The 17,553-nt window shown below is 43.8% G+C and carries 20 protein-coding genes; 15 read left to right on the forward strand and 5 right to left on the reverse strand.

Translation table 11 applies throughout. The features are described 5' to 3' along the window. Window positions 1-7: 7 nt before the first annotated feature. The 15 genes from mlaD to ribD all read left to right on the forward strand — a co-directional run bounded on the left by mlaD (window position 8) and on the right by ribD (window position 12,250). The gene (gene mlaD / locus G493_RS0102355; protein ID WP_028579073.1) at window positions 8-457 is read left to right on the forward strand and encodes an outer membrane lipid asymmetry maintenance protein MlaD; all 450 of its coding nucleotides are present in this window, start codon (window positions 8-10) and stop codon (window positions 455-457) included. Window positions 458-462: 5 nt separating this feature from the next. Further along, on the forward strand, window positions 463-1,227 hold the full coding sequence (locus G493_RS27470; protein WP_051308954.1) for an MlaA family lipoprotein: 765 nt from the start codon (window positions 463-465) through the stop codon (window positions 1,225-1,227). 447 nt (window positions 1,228-1,674) lie between these two features. Next, window positions 1,675-2,199: a YceD family protein gene (locus G493_RS31695; RefSeq protein WP_051308955.1), complete on the forward strand. Its 525-nt coding sequence runs from the start codon at window positions 1,675-1,677 to the stop codon at window positions 2,197-2,199. A gap of 60 nt (window positions 2,200-2,259) precedes the next feature. Beyond that, window positions 2,260-2,448, forward strand: a complete 189-nt coding sequence (gene rpmF / locus G493_RS0102375) for a 50S ribosomal protein L32 (RefSeq protein ID WP_028579074.1) — start codon at window positions 2,260-2,262, stop codon at window positions 2,446-2,448. Between the two features lie 30 nt (window positions 2,449-2,478). After that, window positions 2,479-3,471, forward strand: coding sequence for a phosphate acyltransferase PlsX (plsX, locus tag G493_RS0102380; RefSeq protein ID WP_051308973.1), 993 nt, complete (start codon window positions 2,479-2,481; stop codon window positions 3,469-3,471). A gap of 13 nt (window positions 3,472-3,484) precedes the next feature. Beyond that, a complete protein-coding gene (locus G493_RS0102385; protein WP_028579076.1) occupies window positions 3,485-4,462 on the forward strand; it encodes a beta-ketoacyl-ACP synthase III in 978 nt (325 codons plus the stop codon). An 18-nt stretch (window positions 4,463-4,480) separates the two neighbouring features. Beyond that, on the forward strand, window positions 4,481-5,629 hold the full coding sequence (locus G493_RS0102390; RefSeq protein WP_028579077.1) for an acyl-CoA dehydrogenase family protein: 1,149 nt from the start codon (window positions 4,481-4,483) through the stop codon (window positions 5,627-5,629). Between the two features lie 3 nt (window positions 5,630-5,632). Beyond that, complete coding sequence (locus G493_RS0102395) at window positions 5,633-6,412, forward strand: electron transfer flavoprotein subunit beta/FixA family protein (RefSeq protein WP_028579078.1); 780 nt, start codon at window positions 5,633-5,635, stop codon at window positions 6,410-6,412. Between the two features lie 45 nt (window positions 6,413-6,457). Continuing rightward, a complete protein-coding gene (locus tag G493_RS0102400) occupies window positions 6,458-7,654 on the forward strand; it encodes an electron transfer flavoprotein subunit alpha (protein WP_028579079.1) in 1,197 nt (398 codons plus the stop codon). Continuing rightward, on the forward strand, window positions 7,644-8,393 hold the full coding sequence (gene fabG, locus G493_RS0102405) for a 3-oxoacyl-[acyl-carrier-protein] reductase (RefSeq protein ID WP_028579080.1): 750 nt from the start codon (window positions 7,644-7,646) through the stop codon (window positions 8,391-8,393). The genes G493_RS0102400 and fabG overlap by 11 nt, the downstream gene beginning before the upstream one ends. Window positions 8,394-8,465: 72 nt before the next feature. Further along, window positions 8,466-8,696 (forward strand): acyl carrier protein, encoded by a 231-nt coding sequence (acpP, locus tag G493_RS0102410; protein WP_028579081.1) that lies wholly within the window; start codon window positions 8,466-8,468, stop codon window positions 8,694-8,696. Between the two features lie 18 nt (window positions 8,697-8,714). Continuing rightward, a complete protein-coding gene (gene fabF, locus G493_RS0102415) occupies window positions 8,715-9,956 on the forward strand; it encodes a beta-ketoacyl-ACP synthase II (RefSeq protein WP_028579082.1) in 1,242 nt (413 codons plus the stop codon). Window positions 9,957-9,976: 20 nt separating this feature from the next. Continuing rightward, window positions 9,977-10,402 carry a ribose 5-phosphate isomerase B gene (gene rpiB / locus G493_RS0102420; protein WP_028579083.1) on the forward strand — a complete coding sequence of 142 codons (426 nt, stop codon included), beginning with the start codon at window positions 9,977-9,979 and terminating at the stop codon, window positions 10,400-10,402. A gap of 95 nt (window positions 10,403-10,497) precedes the next feature. Continuing rightward, window positions 10,498-10,965 (forward strand): transcriptional regulator NrdR, encoded by a 468-nt coding sequence (gene nrdR, locus G493_RS0102425; protein ID WP_028579084.1) that lies wholly within the window; start codon window positions 10,498-10,500, stop codon window positions 10,963-10,965. Between the two features lie 157 nt (window positions 10,966-11,122). Further along, entirely contained in the window at window positions 11,123-12,250 is a 1,128-nt protein-coding gene (gene ribD, locus G493_RS0102430; RefSeq protein ID WP_028579085.1) for a bifunctional diaminohydroxyphosphoribosylaminopyrimidine deaminase/5-amino-6-(5-phosphoribosylamino)uracil reductase RibD, read from the forward strand. Window positions 12,251-12,340: 90 nt separating this feature from the next. On the opposite strand, the gene G493_RS0102435 is transcribed toward ribD, so the two are convergent. The 5 genes from G493_RS0102435 to purB all read right to left on the reverse strand — a co-directional run bounded on the left by G493_RS0102435 (window position 12,341) and on the right by purB (window position 17,548). Then, window positions 12,341-13,471 carry a sodium ion-translocating decarboxylase subunit beta gene (locus tag G493_RS0102435; RefSeq protein WP_028579086.1) on the reverse strand — a complete coding sequence of 377 codons (1,131 nt, stop codon included), beginning with the start codon at window positions 13,469-13,471 and terminating at the stop codon, window positions 12,341-12,343. Window positions 13,472-13,534: 63 nt separating this feature from the next. Then, window positions 13,535-13,933 carry a hypothetical protein gene (locus G493_RS0102440; protein ID WP_028579087.1) on the reverse strand — a complete coding sequence of 133 codons (399 nt, stop codon included), beginning with the start codon at window positions 13,931-13,933 and terminating at the stop codon, window positions 13,535-13,537. Window positions 13,934-14,348: 415 nt separating this feature from the next. After that, window positions 14,349-15,704: a tRNA (N6-isopentenyl adenosine(37)-C2)-methylthiotransferase MiaB gene (miaB, locus tag G493_RS0102445; RefSeq protein ID WP_028579088.1), complete on the reverse strand. Its 1,356-nt coding sequence runs from the start codon at window positions 15,702-15,704 to the stop codon at window positions 14,349-14,351. Between the two features lie 129 nt (window positions 15,705-15,833). Continuing rightward, window positions 15,834-16,088: a DUF4911 domain-containing protein gene (locus G493_RS27480; protein WP_153306413.1), complete on the reverse strand. Its 255-nt coding sequence runs from the start codon at window positions 16,086-16,088 to the stop codon at window positions 15,834-15,836. Window positions 16,089-16,105: 17 nt separating this feature from the next. Further along, on the reverse strand, window positions 16,106-17,548 hold the full coding sequence (gene purB, locus G493_RS0102455; protein WP_028579089.1) for an adenylosuccinate lyase: 1,443 nt from the start codon (window positions 17,546-17,548) through the stop codon (window positions 16,106-16,108). Window positions 17,549-17,553 lie beyond the last annotated feature (5 nt).

The raw sequence follows: 17,553 nt of genomic DNA on the forward strand, positions 1-17,553 counted from the left end.
GAAGCAAATGAGACATTCTCGATTAGATATTTTTGTAGGCCTTTTTTTGGTATGCGGTTTCATCGCTTTTGGCTGGCTGGCTTTTAGACTGGGAGAAGTTCCTTTTCTTACCGGCGTTAAAACATATGAAATCAGGGCTGAATTCAGCAATATATCAGGAGTGAAAGCTGGTGCGGAGGTGCAAATTTCAGGTGTGAATATCGGTTCGGTTAAAGAACTGACGCTGAATAAAGACGGTCTGGCTGTTGTGACTATGCAACTCGACAAGGATGTTAACGTACCAGTGGATTCCATTGCCTCGGTGAAATCCCAGGGAATTATCGGTGACAAATATATCCAGATAACACTTGGTGGTGATGAGGAAATGTATAAGCCCGGTGAAATTATCCTTGATACCGAATCGGCCATTGATATTGAATCCCTTATTTCCAAATTTGCATTTGGCCAGGTGAAATAAATCCTATGATACCTCGTGCAAGATATCGAAACATACTTTTAATTATCATCACGCTGATGACACCATTCTGCTGTTGTGCTGCCGAAAAGGTTGATTTTCTTGATGATGATTTCTACGCTGATGATATCCCCGGTGATACGGTTCCAGATCCTTTGGAACCTTTCAATCGAGCTATGTTTGAGTTCAATGATGTCACCTACACGTACGTGCTTGATCCTGTGGCGTCAGCTTACAGCGAAATCGTTGCACAGGATTTTCGCACTATCATCGGTAATTTTTTTAATAATCTTGAAGAGCCGGTTCGCTTTGTAAACTGCCTGCTCCAGGGAAGAGTAAGGGACTCAGGGACAGTCTTAGGCAGATTTGCCGTCAATACTGTTTTTGGGGTTTTCGGCCTCGGGGATCCTGCACGGACTGAATTCGACCTACAGCCGACCAATGCCTCTTTAGGAGAGACTTTGGCTGTCTGGGGGGTTCATGATGGTTTTTATTTGGTAATGCCGCTTTTTGGCTCAACAACTTTACGCGATTTCAGCGGAACAATGGTTGATGCCTTTTTCGCTACGCCTTACTATTCATGGACGGACGACTATAGTGTCATGGCAGGAATATATGTCGGCAAGGAGGTAAATAAACTTTCTTTTCATCTGAACGAGTATGATGAGCTGAAAAAGATGAGTTTTGATCCATACATAGCCTTGCGCAACGGGTATTTTCAGTATCGTGAACGCTTACGGGATCATTCTGGATATAGTCGAAAAATTGAATAATCCTATGTGAGTAGTGTATTGGACAGCGCCTCAAAGAGTAATTTTCTTGTAAAGTGACTTCTTGCAGAAGGCTGGTGTATCCATTTGTTTTTTTTCAAACGGTAAAAGGCAGGATATCTCATCGCTTATCCATAAATGAAAGACAGTTATACCGATCGGTTGCCTGATCAGCAGAAAGGAAAAGCAGGTGAGTGCTGGAGTGAAAATGTGAAAAGACAGCACTTTAATTTTTTTCCGTCCGTATTGGATCCAGGTGCACTTGAAAGCGTTTGTATCTTTATTTTTGCCCGATTGCTATCAGGGCAATGATATTCTCCGAACTATATATAAATGAATTGGCGATAGAATTCGAGTCAAAGTCTTTTTTAGATGGCACTCTTGAGTTTTTTTGTGTATTATCTCTGGCTTTGATGAAATTCCGCCGCCAATAGTACAGGGTAGGGACGTATGCGTATTCGTTTCAGCGAAATTTCTCCTAACGGAAATCGCTATGAATTCAACGAACTAGGCGGGATTAGGGATCAAGAGATTCTTTCCCTAGGACATAACTCCAAAGCTGAAGTTGTGCTTGTCAAAAAAAGTGATACGCAAGTTGAGCTGAGTGGAACCATCAAGGCTGTTCCGGAAATCATCTGTGATAGATGCTTGGAACCTTTTGGATATGTTCTCGAAACTTCATTTCACTTACTGTTTGAAGTGAGCGGAAAAAACAAGTGGAGAATGCGGGAAGTTGAATGCGCTTCCGAAGAGCTTGATACGATTGAGCTTGACGAGCCGAGCATAGATCTCATTGAAATTATAAGGCAGCAGATTCTTCTATCCTTGCCTGTAAAAAAAATCTGTTCTACAGAATGCAAAGGAATTTGCAGTTATTGTGGCGTAAATTTGAATACGGAATCCTGCAGATGTTCCCAGCAGGCTAACAACTCGCCGTTTGCTATCTTGGCAGAATATAAGAAAAAACAGAAGTAACTTGTTGCCGGGCAGCCCCAACTGGGCATCAGGATCGGCAATATTAGAGGAGATTGTATTATGGCTTTACCAAAACGCAGACACTCACGTTCCAGAACCAGACAGAGAAGAGCTCATGACTCATTAAACAAACCCAGTATTGGAGTGTGCCCGGAATGCGGTGAACCCAAACAACTGCACCAACTCTGCAGCGGGTGTGGCGTATATAAAGGGAAAAAAATCATCCAACTCGAGGATGAACTCAACTAGGAACGTACTGTGCGTATAGCCTTAGACGCCATGGGTGGCGATTCAGGCTCTGAAATTCTTATTCATGGAGCTCTTGCTTCTGTTGCTGAAAATCAGAGCCTTGAAGTGATTCTCGTTGGAGATGAGCAAATTCTTCAGGATACACTTCAAAAATGTGCAGATTCTTCAAGTAAAGTTACTGATCGATTGCGTATAGTTCACGCCCCAGAATGTATTGGCATGGACGAATCACCTGTTGATGGGGTTCGCAAGAAGAAAGATGCTTCGGTTATGGTCGCTTTTGACCTTGTTAAAAACGGAGGTGCGGATGCTGTTGTGTCCGCTGGCAACTCTGGTGCAACTCTAGCGGCCGGTATACGAAAACTAGGCCGTTTGCCCGGGGTATCCCGACCTGGCATTGCCAGTTTTTTCCCCACCCTTAAACGCCCCGTAATGTTGATGGACATAGGTGCAAACGTTGATTGCAGACCTAAACACCTTTGTCAGTTTGCCATCATGGCATCTTCATGTTCTCGTTTGCTTCTTGGTACTGACAATCCACGGGTAGGATTACTCAGTATTGGAGAAGAAACAGGCAAAGGAAATGCTCTGGTTAAAGGGACATATTCACTTCTTCAACGGAGTCCGGTAAACTTTATCGGTAACGTTGAAGGCCGAGATGTCTACAAAGGTGATGTCGACGTAATTGTCTGTGATGGTTTTGTCGGTAATATCTCGCTGAAAATCAGTGAGGGGCTAGCCGATGCAGCCATGCAGATGCTGAGAAAAGAAATTATGAAAACCTGGCGAGCTAAAATCGGCTATCTTCTGATACGCAAAGCTTTCGCAGGGTTTAAAAAACAGGTGGACTATGCCGAATATGGCGGTGCTCCTTTACTTGGTATAGCTGGTACAGGAATTATCTGTCATGGTAGTTCTGATGCCACAGCTATTCGTAATGCCATTGGAGTGGCCTCCGACATGGTCTCAAACAAGGTCAATGAGTCGATAGTCTCAGCCTTGGACAGTGCCGCCGACACCTGATACAGGAATACTCATGAGTAAAGCAGTAATTATTGGTACAGGATCATGTGTACCCTCCAGATCTCTCTCTAATGAAGATCTGGAAAAAATGGTCGAAACTTCCGATAAATGGATAACAACCAGGACCGGGATTAAAACACGACATATTTCCGGACCGGATGAACAGAATTATCAACTTGCCAGCAAGGCTGCCAAGCGTGCCCTTGAAATGGCCGAGGTTGATCCAGCAGATATTGGACTCATTGTCGTAGCCACATTGTCGCCACACATGATCATGCCCTCTACAGCCTGTTTTGTTCAGGCTGAGATAGGTGCTGACAACGCCTTTGCCTATGACCTGAATGCTGCCTGTGCTGGCTTTACCTATGCACTGGATTTAGCACGTCACTATGTACAGAGCCAACCTGGTATGAAGGTTTTGGTCATCGGCTCAGAAACGCTATCAACCCGTGTCGACTGGCAGGATCGAAATACTTGTGTTCTATTTGGCGACGGTGCAGGCGCCGCTGTTGTTACAGGCACAGAGGAAGATAGAGGCATAATAGGAAGTAAGCTGCATTCTGACGGGAACCATTGGGATTTACTGTATATGGACAGCCCCGAAAGTCAAAATGCAGATTTGGTGAAAGAAGACTGGCAGGGCTCTCTTATTCGCATGAATGGCGGAGATATTTTTAAGCATGCTGTCAGGAATATGGACGAAGCAGTGAAGGCGCTTTTGGATCGTCACAGATTTTCCATAGACGATCTTGATTTACTCATCCCTCATCAGGCGAATATCCGTATTCTTCGCAAACTTCAAGAGCGTCTCAAACTTCCGGACGAAAAAGTTTTTGTTAATCTGCATAAGTATGGCAACACCTCAGCAGCCAGTATTCCCATTGCATTGGATGAGGCTAACCGTCAGGGCATGTTGCACAAGGGTGATTTAGTTGCACTATGCACCTTTGGTGGCGGCCTTACTTGGGGATCATTATTGTTACGCTGGTAAGCATATAAGGAGAGACTCGTGGACTATTTTTTGACTGAAGAACAGCAAATGATCGTCGATACAGCCCGGGAAATTACCAATGAAAAAATTATACCTGTACGTGCTGAACTTGACGAAAAAAATCAATTTCCCACAGAGATTCTGAAGGATATCGCCAAGGCGGATCTTTTTGGCATTTTTATTCCGGAAGAGTACGGAGGTTTTGGTGGGGGATGTTTTGATATTGTTCTAGCCATGGAAGAGTTGGCACGAGGTTGTGTCGGTGTGGCGACCAGTTATGCGGCCAGTGCTTTGGGCATTTTCCCTGTACTCATTGCTGGTAGTGAAGAAATTAAACAAAAATATTGTACCCAGATTGCGGAAGGGAAAAAATATGCCGCATTTGGCTTGACAGAAGCCAATGCAGGAAGTGACGCTTCGGGAATTCAAACCACAGCCGTACTCGATGGCGATGAATGGGTTCTCAATGGCACCAAACAATGGATTACCAATGGTGGAGAAGCCCAAATTTACACTATTATTGCCATGACCGATCCTGAAAAAGGTGCTCGTGGCGCTTCTATTTTCGTAGTGGAAGACGGAGACCCCGGCTTTTCATACGGTAAAAAAGAAGACAAAATGGGTATCCGTTCAAGTGCCACAAGAGAACTTGTTCTCAATAATTGTAGAATACCGAAGGACAGGCTTGTGGGGCGAAGGGGAACCGGTTTTATCACAGTAATGAAAACCCTGGATATGTCCAGGCCCGGTATAGCCTCGTTAGGTGTAGGGCTTGCGCAGGCTGCCCTCGATGAAGCTGTAAGCTATGCGAAACAACGTAACCAGTTCAACAAGCCCATAATTTCTTTTCAGGCCGTTCAGCATATACTTGCTGACATGGCTATTCAACTGGAAGCTGCCAGAGCCTTGGTGTATGGTGCTGCGCGACATATCGATCAACATCCCAAAAATATGTCTAAAGTGTCCTCCATGTGTAAAGTTTTTGCGACAGATATGGCCATGAAGGTTACCACCGATGCTGTTCAAGTATTGGGCGGATATGGTTATATGAAAGAATACCCTGTTGAAAAAATGATGCGTGACGCAAAAATCCTTCAGATATATGAAGGAACCAATCAAATTCAGCGTAACGTTGTTGGTCAGGAACTTAACAAGGAATATGCTTAAACCATGAATATTGTAGTGTGCATTAAGCAGGTACCAGATGCCAAGGATGTCAGGCTTGATCCTGAAACCAATACGTTGGCTCGTGATGGTGTGGAATCGATAATGAATCCTTATGACCGTCATGCACTTGAAGAGGCCGTATGTCTTCGCGAACAGCATGGAGGGACTGTCACCGTGCTCAGTATGGGCCCCCCCCAAGCTGAAGCCATGCTTCGTGAGGCTATTGCCTGTGGTGCTGATGAGGCAATACTGGTTTCCGACAGAGCATTTGCCGGTGCAGATACATGGGCTACCAGTTATACTTTAACTAAGGCCATCGAAACCATAGGAGATGTAGATCTGACCCTTTGTGGAAAACAGGCTATTGATGGTGATACAGCTCAAGTCGGCCCAGGAATTGCTTGTCGTCTGAAAATTCCTTTTGTCACCTGTGTTCAGAAAACAAGAGAATCTTCCGATGAAGCAATCATTGTTGAACGTATGATGGATGATGGCTTCGATGTTATCAAAGTTCCCCTGCCCGCACTCCTGACAGTAGTCAAGGATATTAACGAGCCTCGGGTAGCATCTCTCAAGGGAAAGATGAAGGCAAAAAAGGCCACTGTCAAAGTTTTGTCAGCTGCAGATATAGGTGCAGAGGCAGATCAGATTGGGCTTGCCGGATCTCCAACTCAAGTGGTTAAGGTCTTCTCGCCGGAGCCGAGAGGCGATCGCCGAATTTTTACTGGAACTGTCGAGGAGCAGGTAACACAACTGGTAGAGAGTATCAAGGGATACCTTTAATCTGTTACTGCCGCTGATCAATCATCTCAATTTATACCATCTGCTATGCTGAAAATTGATTGTGACAAGTGCATCGTATGTGGGATCTGTGAATCCACCTGTCCGTTCGGTGCCATAACCATTCAAGATGACTGCCCTGTCGTTAATGATACCTGTACTTTATGCGGCGCATGCGTTGAAGCTTGCGATGTAGAAGCACTCTCCATCGAGGTAGCTGAAAAGAAAGTTCAAAAAGATATCGATGACTGGTCAGGCATCATGGTTTGTGGGGAATTTCGCCACGGTGTCATTGCCCCTGTTACGTACGAACTACTTGGCATCGGACGAAAGCTTGCTGATGCCAGAGAAGTTGAGTTGTCTGTTGTTTTGTTAGGTAACGATATCACAGAATATTCTGAGTCTCTCATCCATTCAGGGGCAGATAAAGTATATTTAGTCGAGCATCCTGACCTTGCTCAATTCAAAGAAGATACTTACGGGTATATCCTTGAAAAGGTTATCAGAGATACAAAACCGGAAATTGCGCTTGCTGGAGCAACTGCCATCGGTAGATCTGTGATACCTTTTGTTGCTACATTGGTCGGTGCAGGTCTTACTGCAGATTGTACCCAACTCGCCATTAGAGAGAGCGACGGCATGTTGTTGCAGACTCGTCCTGCTTTTGGCGGAAACATTATGGCTACAATTGAGTGCCCGCGCACCCGCCCCCAAATGGCGACCGTACGTCCAAACGTTATGGCTTGCCTGCCTCCAGACACTGCCAGAACAGGTGTTATAGAACGTATCGACATAGATTCAGCATTGCTTGAATCACGTGTAGAGGTTCTGGAAACGGTGCAGGGCGGAGAAGAAAGCGTGAATATTCAAGAAGTCGAAACCTTGGTCGCCGGTGGGAGAGGGCTTGAATCTGAAAAAGGATTTACTCTTATTAAAGAACTTGCCGGTGAACTGAACGGCGCCGTTGCCGCTAGCAGAGCTGCTGTAGATAGTGGTTGGATTCCTTATCCCCATCAAGTCGGGCAAACGGGGAAGACCGTATGCCCTAAACTTTATATTGCCTGCGGTATTTCCGGTGCGGTTCAACACGCCGCCGGCATGCAGTCCTCAGAAGTAATAGTGGCTATCAATCGGGACGGCAGTGCACCAATATTTGATCTTGCTACCTATGGCATTGTCGGTGATCTTTATGAGGTCATTCCTGCTCTCATTAATCGAATACGAGAGGTGAAAAGTGACTCTTGAAGGTAAAACCGCAGTTATAACAGGTGGAAGCCGTGGTATAGGAAGGGCCATCTGCAAAAAATTAGCTGGCTCTGGTTTCAATGTCGGCATTAACTACGTTTCAAATCCGACAGCGGCTGAAGAAACCCTTGCATTGGTAGAGCAGCAAGGAGGAAAAGGCTTTCTCTGTCCCTTTAATGTTGCTGATACTGATGCGGTAAACGAAGCTTTTAAAAAAATTACTCAAGATATCGCCCCAGTTGATATTCTTATCAACAATGCTGGTATCACACGCGATGGTCTAATGGCCAGGATGAAAGATTCTGACTGGCAGGCTGTCATGGATACCAACCTGAAAGGTGCATTCTCCTGCAGTAAAGCTGCAATGCGTGGAATGATGAAAAGTAAATGGGGGCGAATTGTTAATATCACATCGGTGATTGGTTTTCTTGGCAACGGTGGCCAGGTTAACTATGCTGCAGCAAAAGCTGGGCTGGTTGGCTTGACAAAATCTATGGCAAGGGAACTGGCAGGACGCAATATCACAGTAAATTGCGTCGCCCCAGGGTACATTGTTACTGATATGACGGATGGACTGGACTCTGATATTCAACAGGCTATATTGGCGCAGATTCCTCTTGGTTCTTTAGGCGAACCTGAGGATGTTGCTGCTTCCGTAGCTTTTTTGACTTCAGATGATGCAAAATATATCACTGGTCAGACCATTCATGTTAATGGTGGCATGTACATGGGCAACTGATAAAAATATATAATACCAATATATTTTTATCCATAAAAACAAAACAATAAACGAATACTTTAGGAGAATACAATGGCTGTTGAAGATAAAATGATTGATATCATTGTTGAGCAACTTAGTGTTGATAAAGATAAAGTAGTACCTGGTGCATCTTTTGTTGACGATTTAGGTGCAGACTCCCTTGACCTTGTTGAGCTTATCATGGCAATGGAAGAGGAATTCGATGTAGAAATTCCAGATGAAGAGGCAGAAAAAATTGCTACGGTACAGAATGCCATTGATTATGTAGCAAAACTTCAGTAATTCGAGGGTTGTAAGCAAGTGAAGAGACGGGTCGTTGTTACAGGTATAGGATTGGTTACCCCACTGGGAACTGGAACCGAAAAAACATGGGACAGCCTCATTCGAGGGCAGGGTGGCATTGGACCAATCACTCGATTTGATGCAAGCGAATTTGCATCACAAATAGCTGCTGAAGTTAAAGATTTCGAACCTGAAAAGTGGTTTGAAAAGAAACAGGCAAAAAATCTGGATCTGTTTGTACAGTATGCGATTGCTGCTGCTGATTTGGCTTTGGCGGACAGCGGCCTGTCTATCAATGAAAGTAATTGCGAGCGTGTTGGAGTAATAACCGGTTGTGGCATGGGTGGTCTTCCTACAATTGAGGAATATCATGAGGTTATGAGGAACAGGGGGCCGCGTAAAATTACCCCGTTTTTCATTCCACGAGTTATTCCCAATATGCCTTCAGGTCATATTTCCATGAGAATAGGAAGTAAAGGACCTAATTTAACACAAACTACTGCATGTGCTGCAGGTACCCATGCCGTTGGTGAAGCGTACAGACATATTGTTTACGGTGATTGTGATATTGCCTTCACGGGCGGAACCGAATCCGTCATTTGTCCGTTGGCTGTCGGTGGTTTTAGTGCAATGAAAGCACTTTCAACTCGTAATGATGATCCTGCTACGGCTTCGCGTCCTTTTGATCAAGGTCGTGATGGATTTATCATTGCTGAAGGTTCTGGAATTTTAATTCTTGAAGAACTGGAACACGCTCAACAGCGTGGTGCAAAAATTTATGCTGAGATTATTGGCTACGGGCAAAGTAGTGATGCGTATCATATTGCAGCCCCTCCTGAAAACGGAGAAGGTGCCGCACATTGCATGAAGATGGCACTTCGTGACGCTGGTATTCGCCCTGACCAGGTAGATTATATTAATGCCCACGGAACCTCAACACCGCTGAATGATAAGTGTGAAACTACTGCTATCAAAACTGTGTTTCAGGATCACGCGTACAAACTAGCCATCAGTTCAACCAAGTCCATGACAGGACATATGCTTGGAGCGGCAGGAGGAATTGAAGCTGCATTTACCGCTCTCACCATGCATACTGGAATTATTCCTCCCACTGCAAATTTGCATGAGCCATCAAAAGAATGTGATCTCGATTACGTCCCATTGACAGCTCGTGAAGCAAATCCCCAGATCGCTCTTTCCAACTCTTTTGGCTTTGGTGGAACGAATGGCGTTGTTGTTATGAAGCATTTTTCTGAGTAACTCTAATACATACTTATCCCATGCGTATATTCATAGGCAGTGATCACGGTGGTTTTGCTCTTAAAAAAGAGGTTATCATCTTTTTAAAAGAAAAAGAAATAGAGGTTGTTGATTGTGGATGCAACTCCTCTGATTCAGTTGATTATCCAGATTTTGCCCATAAAGTATGCCAGAGTGTGCTTGATCAAAAGGATGCTCTGGGAATTCTTATATGTGGGACAGGAATAGGTATGTCAATCGCTGCTAATCGTTTTAAAGGTATTCGTGCCGCTTTATGCCATGATGCCTTTACAGCGAAAATGAGTAGAGAGCACAATGATGCTAATATTCTTTGCCTTGGTGCCCGGGTGCTAGGTATATCTGTTGTTTTGGACATGATTGACACCTGGCTGAACACTGCATTTGCAGGAGGGCGACATATAAGCAGATTACAAAAAATGGATTGAATCATTTTTCTAACATGTTTACTGCTAGCCGGTGCCTTCGAAAAGGGTACCGGCTTTTTTTTTCAGCTCCAGTTAATCAGCGTTGAGGAATTATCATGAAGTGTCCATATTGCACACATCTTGAAAATCGCGTTATTGATTCTCGCATCAATAAGGATAAGACCATTATTCGTCGTAGGAGAGAGTGTAGTTCCTGTGAACAACGTTTTACGACATATGAACGAATTGAGTTAATGCTCCCCATGCTGATAAAAAAAGATGGGAGACGAGAAGCTTGGGATCGTGGAAAAATTATTGCTGGTCTTGAAAAAGCCTGTGAAAAATTGCCTGTAAGTATGACTGATATCGATGCATTTGTCGATCGCATTGAACTTCGTCTCCAGGATGTTGGTGGCAAAGAAGTGCCCACGAGCCAGATCGGGGAATGGATCATGGAAGATCTACCGTCTTTGGATGAGGTCGCTTATGTACGTTTTGCCTCGGTTTACAGGCAGTTTAAAGATGTTAACGAATTTATGGATGAACTCAAGAACTTCTTAGATAAACCTTCAGGGAAACTGTAATATCGATATTATTCTGCCCCTTTAAAGGAGCGCTCGCATATACTAGACACCTGATAACAGGCTCTCCGGTGTCTGCCTGTTTAAGAATGCGCCATATCTCAACTTTCCTAACCATCTATACCAATACAACTCTTAACTCAAACAACTGTAGATTTTTATGACAGCAGAGACAGATATTCATTATATGCAGTTGGCAATAATAGAAGCAAAAAAAGGGCTTGGACGTACTTCTCCAAATCCTCCTGTTGGAGCTATTATAGTCCGTGATAACATTATACTCGGCACAGGATACCACCGTAAAGCCGGTGAACCTCATGCAGAAGTCAACGCCATAGCAGACGCTAAGGGAGACACGGCTGGAGCTACAATTTATGTCACTTTGGAACCGTGTAACCATACTGGAAGAACACCGCCATGTACGCTGGCAATACTGAAGGCAGGCATTACCAGGGTAGTCATTGGATTGCCTGATCCCAACCCAGGTGTACAAGGAGGTGGAGAGCTTTTCTTAAAAGATCAGGGTATTGATGTCATAACCGGCATTCTTCAATATGAATGTCGAAAGCTCGTTTATCCATTTCTCAAGCATAGTACAACCAAAATACCATGGGTTATTCTCAAAGCTGGAATGAGTTTGGATAGTAGGATAACCTATACAAAAGGGAAGGGGGGGGGAATTACCGGCTCTGAATCTCACCATTTTGTTCATCAGTTGCGTGATCAGACAGATGCCATTCTTGTTGGCATTAACACGGCTCTTATAGATAATCCAAGCTTAACGACACGTTTACCTGATGCAAAGGGTAAAGACCCTCTACGTGTAATCCTTGATAGTCAATTACGTCTCCCACCACAAGCTAAAATGCTGCATCAGGGTTCTTCGGCTAAAACTATTATTTTTCACTCACACGACGCGCCACAAAAAAAAGCCGATCATCTGCTTGATGTAGGTTGTAAGCTCGTACCAATAGAGACAATACCATCATCGGGATGTCTCAACTTACACGATGTCCTTTCTTGGCTTGGTCAACATGATATTACCTCTGTTTTAGTTGAAGGCGGTTCTCATATCCATGGAAATTTTCTCAGCATGGGTATGGTTGATGAATTTTGTCTGTTATACGCTCCTTTTTTCATAGGAGATCAGGGCCAAAGTGTCATAACCGAATTTTCTTTGCCAATTACTGAGACAAAAGACCACTTTGTCACCACAGAAGTACGTCAATTAGGAAATGATGTGCTGATTCGGGGAATTCGAAAAGAATATTTGAATGAAACGAAATGATTGGAGTATGTCTTTTTGAAAGAAAAAGCGCTGTGTGATTTAAAAATTTCACACAGCGCCTTTTCATGACTTTAGCCCCTTTGCGTCGAATTATCCTCCAATATTAAAACTCCAGAGAATACCTGCACATATTGCAGATCCAATAACGCCGGAAGAGTTACAGGCCATTGCATGCATCAGGAGATAATTGGTCGGGTCTGTCTTTAAGCCCATCATATGTACTTCACGTGCCGAACCAGGAACGGCCGACACCCCTGCTGCACCCAATAGTGGGTTGATTTTAGATTTAAGAAACAGGTTCATGAATTTGGCAAAGAGCAGACCTGAAGCTGTTGCAATGCTGAAGGCGACTGCTCCTAAAAGAAAAATGCCGACAGAACGAGGGTTAAGGAAAACATCACCTTGTGTGGATGCGCCCACGGTAAGGCCAAGAAAAATGGTAGCTGTATCGATAATGGAAGTACGTGCAGTTTGAGCCAGTCTTTCTACCACACCGCTTTCTTTCATTATGTTGCCGAAAAAGAATGGTCCAAGAAGAGGAATGGAGGCAGGAGCAAGAAAACAACAAAGAAGCATGCCCACAATGGGGAATATCAATCGTTCTTTTTTTGACACCTCCCTCAAATCCGGCATCCTGATTTTGCGTTCATTCTCTGTAGTCAACAATTTCATTATAGGTGGCTGAATAATCGGGATCAGTGCCATGTACGAATACGCCGCAATTGCAATGGGGCCAATAAGCTCAGGAGCGAGTTTAGCTGTCAAGAAAATAGAAGTAGGGCCGTCAGCACCACCAATAATGGCAATGGAGGATGCTTCATTGGGCATAAAACCCAAGGCTAGGGCACTGAGCAGGGTAAAAAAGATACCCATTTGAGCAGCAGCACCAAGTAGCATCAATTTAGGATTACTCAAAAGAAAAGAAAAATCCGTCATAGCTCCAAGGCCAAGAAAGACTATTGACGGATAAATTCCAGTGGTTACACCAAAATAAAGGTAATGTAATACGCTGTTCGCCTCATAAATACCAATACCAAACCCTTTGAAGAAAGGGATGTTTCCCAGAATTACTCCAAAGCCGATGGGTAATAGCAGTAAGGGCTCGTATTCTTTGGCTATGGCTAAATAAACAAAAACAATCCCCACGCCAATCATAAGAATATTTCTATAGTCGGCAAGACAGTATCCGGTATTTGTTAAAAACTGTAAGAGTAAATCCATGTCACCTCCTCAAATATCAAAAAGTACTCCAGTGTAATAAGTACTCCGGTGTAATTATAACAACTACTGCATCAAGCAGAATTTTCCTTCATTTGCAGGTAGTAATTTACCTGCTTCACGCAGACGTTTGATGGATAGGTGAGGGTGGGGAAGGTGATATTTTTGAGCCAGGACATAGAGTTCGGCAAGTTCAAACTCCACTTCCAATTCAGCGACCAATGGTTGATACACTTCTACCAGTTTTTCAAGGTGAAGTGGATCAACAACCGTATCTGGGATAATGTTATGCTCAACCTGAGGAACATCAATCTCAGGGGAATCTTTTTTTTCCAATAAAGCAACGATTTTATGTAGTTGGGAAATAATTGTGGCAAGAATAGCCAAACCCGACAGGACTATGGATGCACCTACCGCAGCCATGGCCCATCCATTATGATGTGAAATTGCTTCTAACCCGGTCAAGTGGAACCTCCTTTTCAGACGTAAACAGGGAAGAAAAACCCTAAACTAGAACAGCCCCTTTTGATTTTGCAACGCTTTTTTTACCTGGAATTCACGATATTGTCAAACTATATGCGAGTAAGACACCCCGGTGATTTATTGGAATTATTACTTTTTTCACTCCCTCTGAAACAGATCACGCCCAATAGGTTGAGGTTGCACAATTTCGCCATAACGCTTGATGATCGCAGAAATTGCTTTGACAAATAAGGAGTGAGTTGGCAACGAAGTTAATCATAAAAAAAAGTCACCCCTGGTATTTTATCCAGAGGGTCTCGATAAACAAGCAACTCTAAATCGTGCTGGCATACTTGTGTGTTGTTTATTATGGACCATTTCATGATTATCATACCTTTGCCAACATACTGAAACCGTATCAGGAATTTATGACTGTTCCTTTAAGCGAGTGCTTGCCCGCCTGTTGAACAGAAACCAAAACGGTCTGTCCTGTTGTAAACGTGAAAAGGTTTTCAGGTCTGGAAAAATGAACGATATGGTTTGTTGGGGTTCGTCCTTTACAGGTGCTGCCGTCGATACTCTCGATCATTACATGCTGTGTTGTGCCAATGTATTCCCGGTTGCGTTCAAGGCTGATCTGGTCCTGACGCCTTTGAAATCGACTCAATCGCTCACTCTTCACATCTTCAGGTACCTTATCTGAAAAATCAGCGGACCTGGTGTTTGGACGATCTGAATATTTAAATGAAAATGATCCATGAAAACGAACCTGTTCAAGTAAATCCATAGTGCCCTGGAAATCTATTTCAGATTCGCCGGGAAAGCCTACAATAATATCTGTGGCTATGGCTATATCTGGTCGATATTCTCTCAAAGATTTTACTTTGTATAAGTATTCTTCAACGGTATATTTTCTGTTCATCGCAGCAAGAACTCTATTGGATCCAGCCTGAACAGGAAGGTGAAAATGAGGGCACAGGTTATCAAGCTCAGCAAAACAGCGCATGAGTTCTTTAGACAGGTCCTTGGGGTTGGATGTGGTGAAACGAAGACGTTCAACACCTTTTATTTCTGCAACCTGCCGAAGCAGTTGAGAAAAAGAAACCTTGCCGTCAGCAACCGGGTTGGTCATCCCATAGGAATTGACATTTTGCCCGAGAAGAGTAATTTCTTTTATTCCCTGACGTACGAGAATTCTTACTTCCTCGAGAATATCTTTCACAGGCCGACTGACTTCTCTACCTCGAGTATGGGGTACCACACAATAGCTGCAATAATTATTACAACCCTGCATTATCGTTACAAAGCGCCTGAAATCCCCGCTCCCAGCCTTTGGCACTGTTTCATGCAATTTTTGAAACGGCGGAATGGTAAATTGACTTTCCAAATCAGTGGAAATTTCCTTTTCAGTCTGTCTGGAGCGTAGTCGTTGTACAATGTCAGGCAATTGGTATATCTGCTGGGTTCCTATGACAAAGTCAACATGGGGCATACGTTCGAGAATCCGTCTGCTCTCTTGTTGAGCAACACATCCAGCAACACCAACAAGCATCTCCGGAGCTTTTTTGCGACTGTCGCGAAGCTGACCCAGCAGGCTATATACCTTCTGCTCAGCCTTGGCCCTGATACTACATGTATTTAATATTACGACACTTGCGGATTCAGGTGTGTCAACTGACCGAAAACCATCTTGAGCAAGCAGTTGTTCAATAATTTCTGAATCCCGCTCATTCATCTGACAGCCAAATGTTTTTATATAAAGTGTGTTTTCCATAACTTGGTTACGCAACAAAACTAACGAGTCAATGCCAAACGATACAAGCGTTCAGACTCTGCCAGTGAGACGTTAAAGGGTAGGGCAGAGTCTGAATTTTCCGGTTTCGCTGAGCACAAATGTGATGCTTTACTCCAGACATGATGTTTGAAGAGCACCGGTAGAGTAGGGGGTTAAATTGCCGGCAAGCTCGCCAAGAAGAGCAAACAATTCCCGGATACTATGCTCAAGAGTCCATAACGTGACAAGTCCTTCGGATACTGACACTGTGGAGAGGAGAGCAAGGCCATCATAGGCTTCTACAATAAATTTCAGCCAGCTGATTTGAGATGGCCGAATACGCAGATAAATCCTTACAGCTTTTGGAGGTGTTAAGGTTTCCATGTTTTCTTCAGCAAACACTATACAGAAAGGGTGGCGTCAATATCTTCAAGAATATTTTCGTTTTGTTGAATAAGCGGTAACACTATTTCCTGAAGATACTCTTCTGTCTGGCGTTCAGCTCTTCCTGTAAATTGTTGATAATTTCCGAGCAGTTGCGACAATTCGTTTTGATTAAAAGGAATACGCTCATCAGCAGCTAGACGGTCGATAAGATCATTGCTGAGTCCTTGGTTTTTGACAGCAGCTCCAGCAGCAACGGAGTGTTCTCGAATTACCTCATGCATTTCCTGTCTACTTTTACCACGCTCAACACAAGCCATGAGAATTTTTTCAGTGGCCATAAAAGGTAGTTCTTCAGACAAATGTTTTTCAATTTGTTTTGGATAAACAACCATATCACTCGTTATATTGATGTATAACTTTAAGATGGCATCGGTGAGCAGAAAAGCCTGGGCCATGTCCATGCGGCGGATAGCAGAGTCGTCTAAGGTACGTTCGAACCATTGGTTTCCGGCAGTGGCCGCAAAATTCGCTGGCAACCCCATGAGTTTTCTGGCCAGTCCTGTCATTCGCTCAGAGCGCATAGGATTTCGTTTGTAGGCCATTGCAGAACTGCCAACCTGTTTGGAAGCGAAAGGCTCTTCCTGTACTTTTAAGTTGGATAGCAGGCGGAGATCAACGGCAAATTTATGTGCAGAAGCGCCAATTCCGGCTAAAGTTTCACAGGTCTTCATGTCAAGTTTACGTGGATAGGTTTGGCCGGTTACTGCAAAGGCACTGTCAAAACCTAATTTTTCCGATACTCTGCGATCTAACTCACGGACCTTTTCATGGTTACCATCAAAGAGTTCCAAAAAGGTAGCCTGGGTTCCAACGGTACCTTTTGCACCACGTGCCTTAAGTTGTTGTTCAAGATGTTCAATATATTCAAAATCCATAATAAGATCTTGAATATACAATGTATTTCTCTTTCCAACAGTGGTTGGTTGAGCAGGTTGATAGTGCGTAAAGCCCAGAGTGGCAAGGCTCTTATGCTTATCGCAAAAATTAGCGAGGTTATGAATAACTTTGAGAAGAGATTTTTTTACCAGCGCAAGGGCCTGTTTCTGCACATGCAGATCTGTATTGCAGACAACAAATTGAGAAGTCGCGCCGAGATGTATGATAGGTTCTGCTGTAGGACATCGCAAACCGAATTCATAAACATGCGCCATGACGTCATGGCGGATTTCCTTTTCCTTTGCAGCAGCAATTTCAAAATCAATATTTGAAACATTGGCCTTCATTTCAGCAACCATTTCTGCAGTGACTGCCTCAAGACCCAGTTCGTGTTGAGACTCGGCAAGTGCAACCCAACATTCTCGCCAGCGGGTAAATTTGAATCGTTCACTGAACAACTCCTGCATGGCTTTACTTGTGTATCTGGATACCAAGGGTTCCTGGTAAATATCTCTGTTCATGAATG

Origin of the sequence: Desulfogranum japonicum DSM 18378 (assembly GCF_000429945.1) — a bacterium.
GTDB lineage: Bacteria > Desulfobacterota > Desulfobulbia > Desulfobulbales > Desulfobulbaceae > Desulfogranum > Desulfogranum japonicum.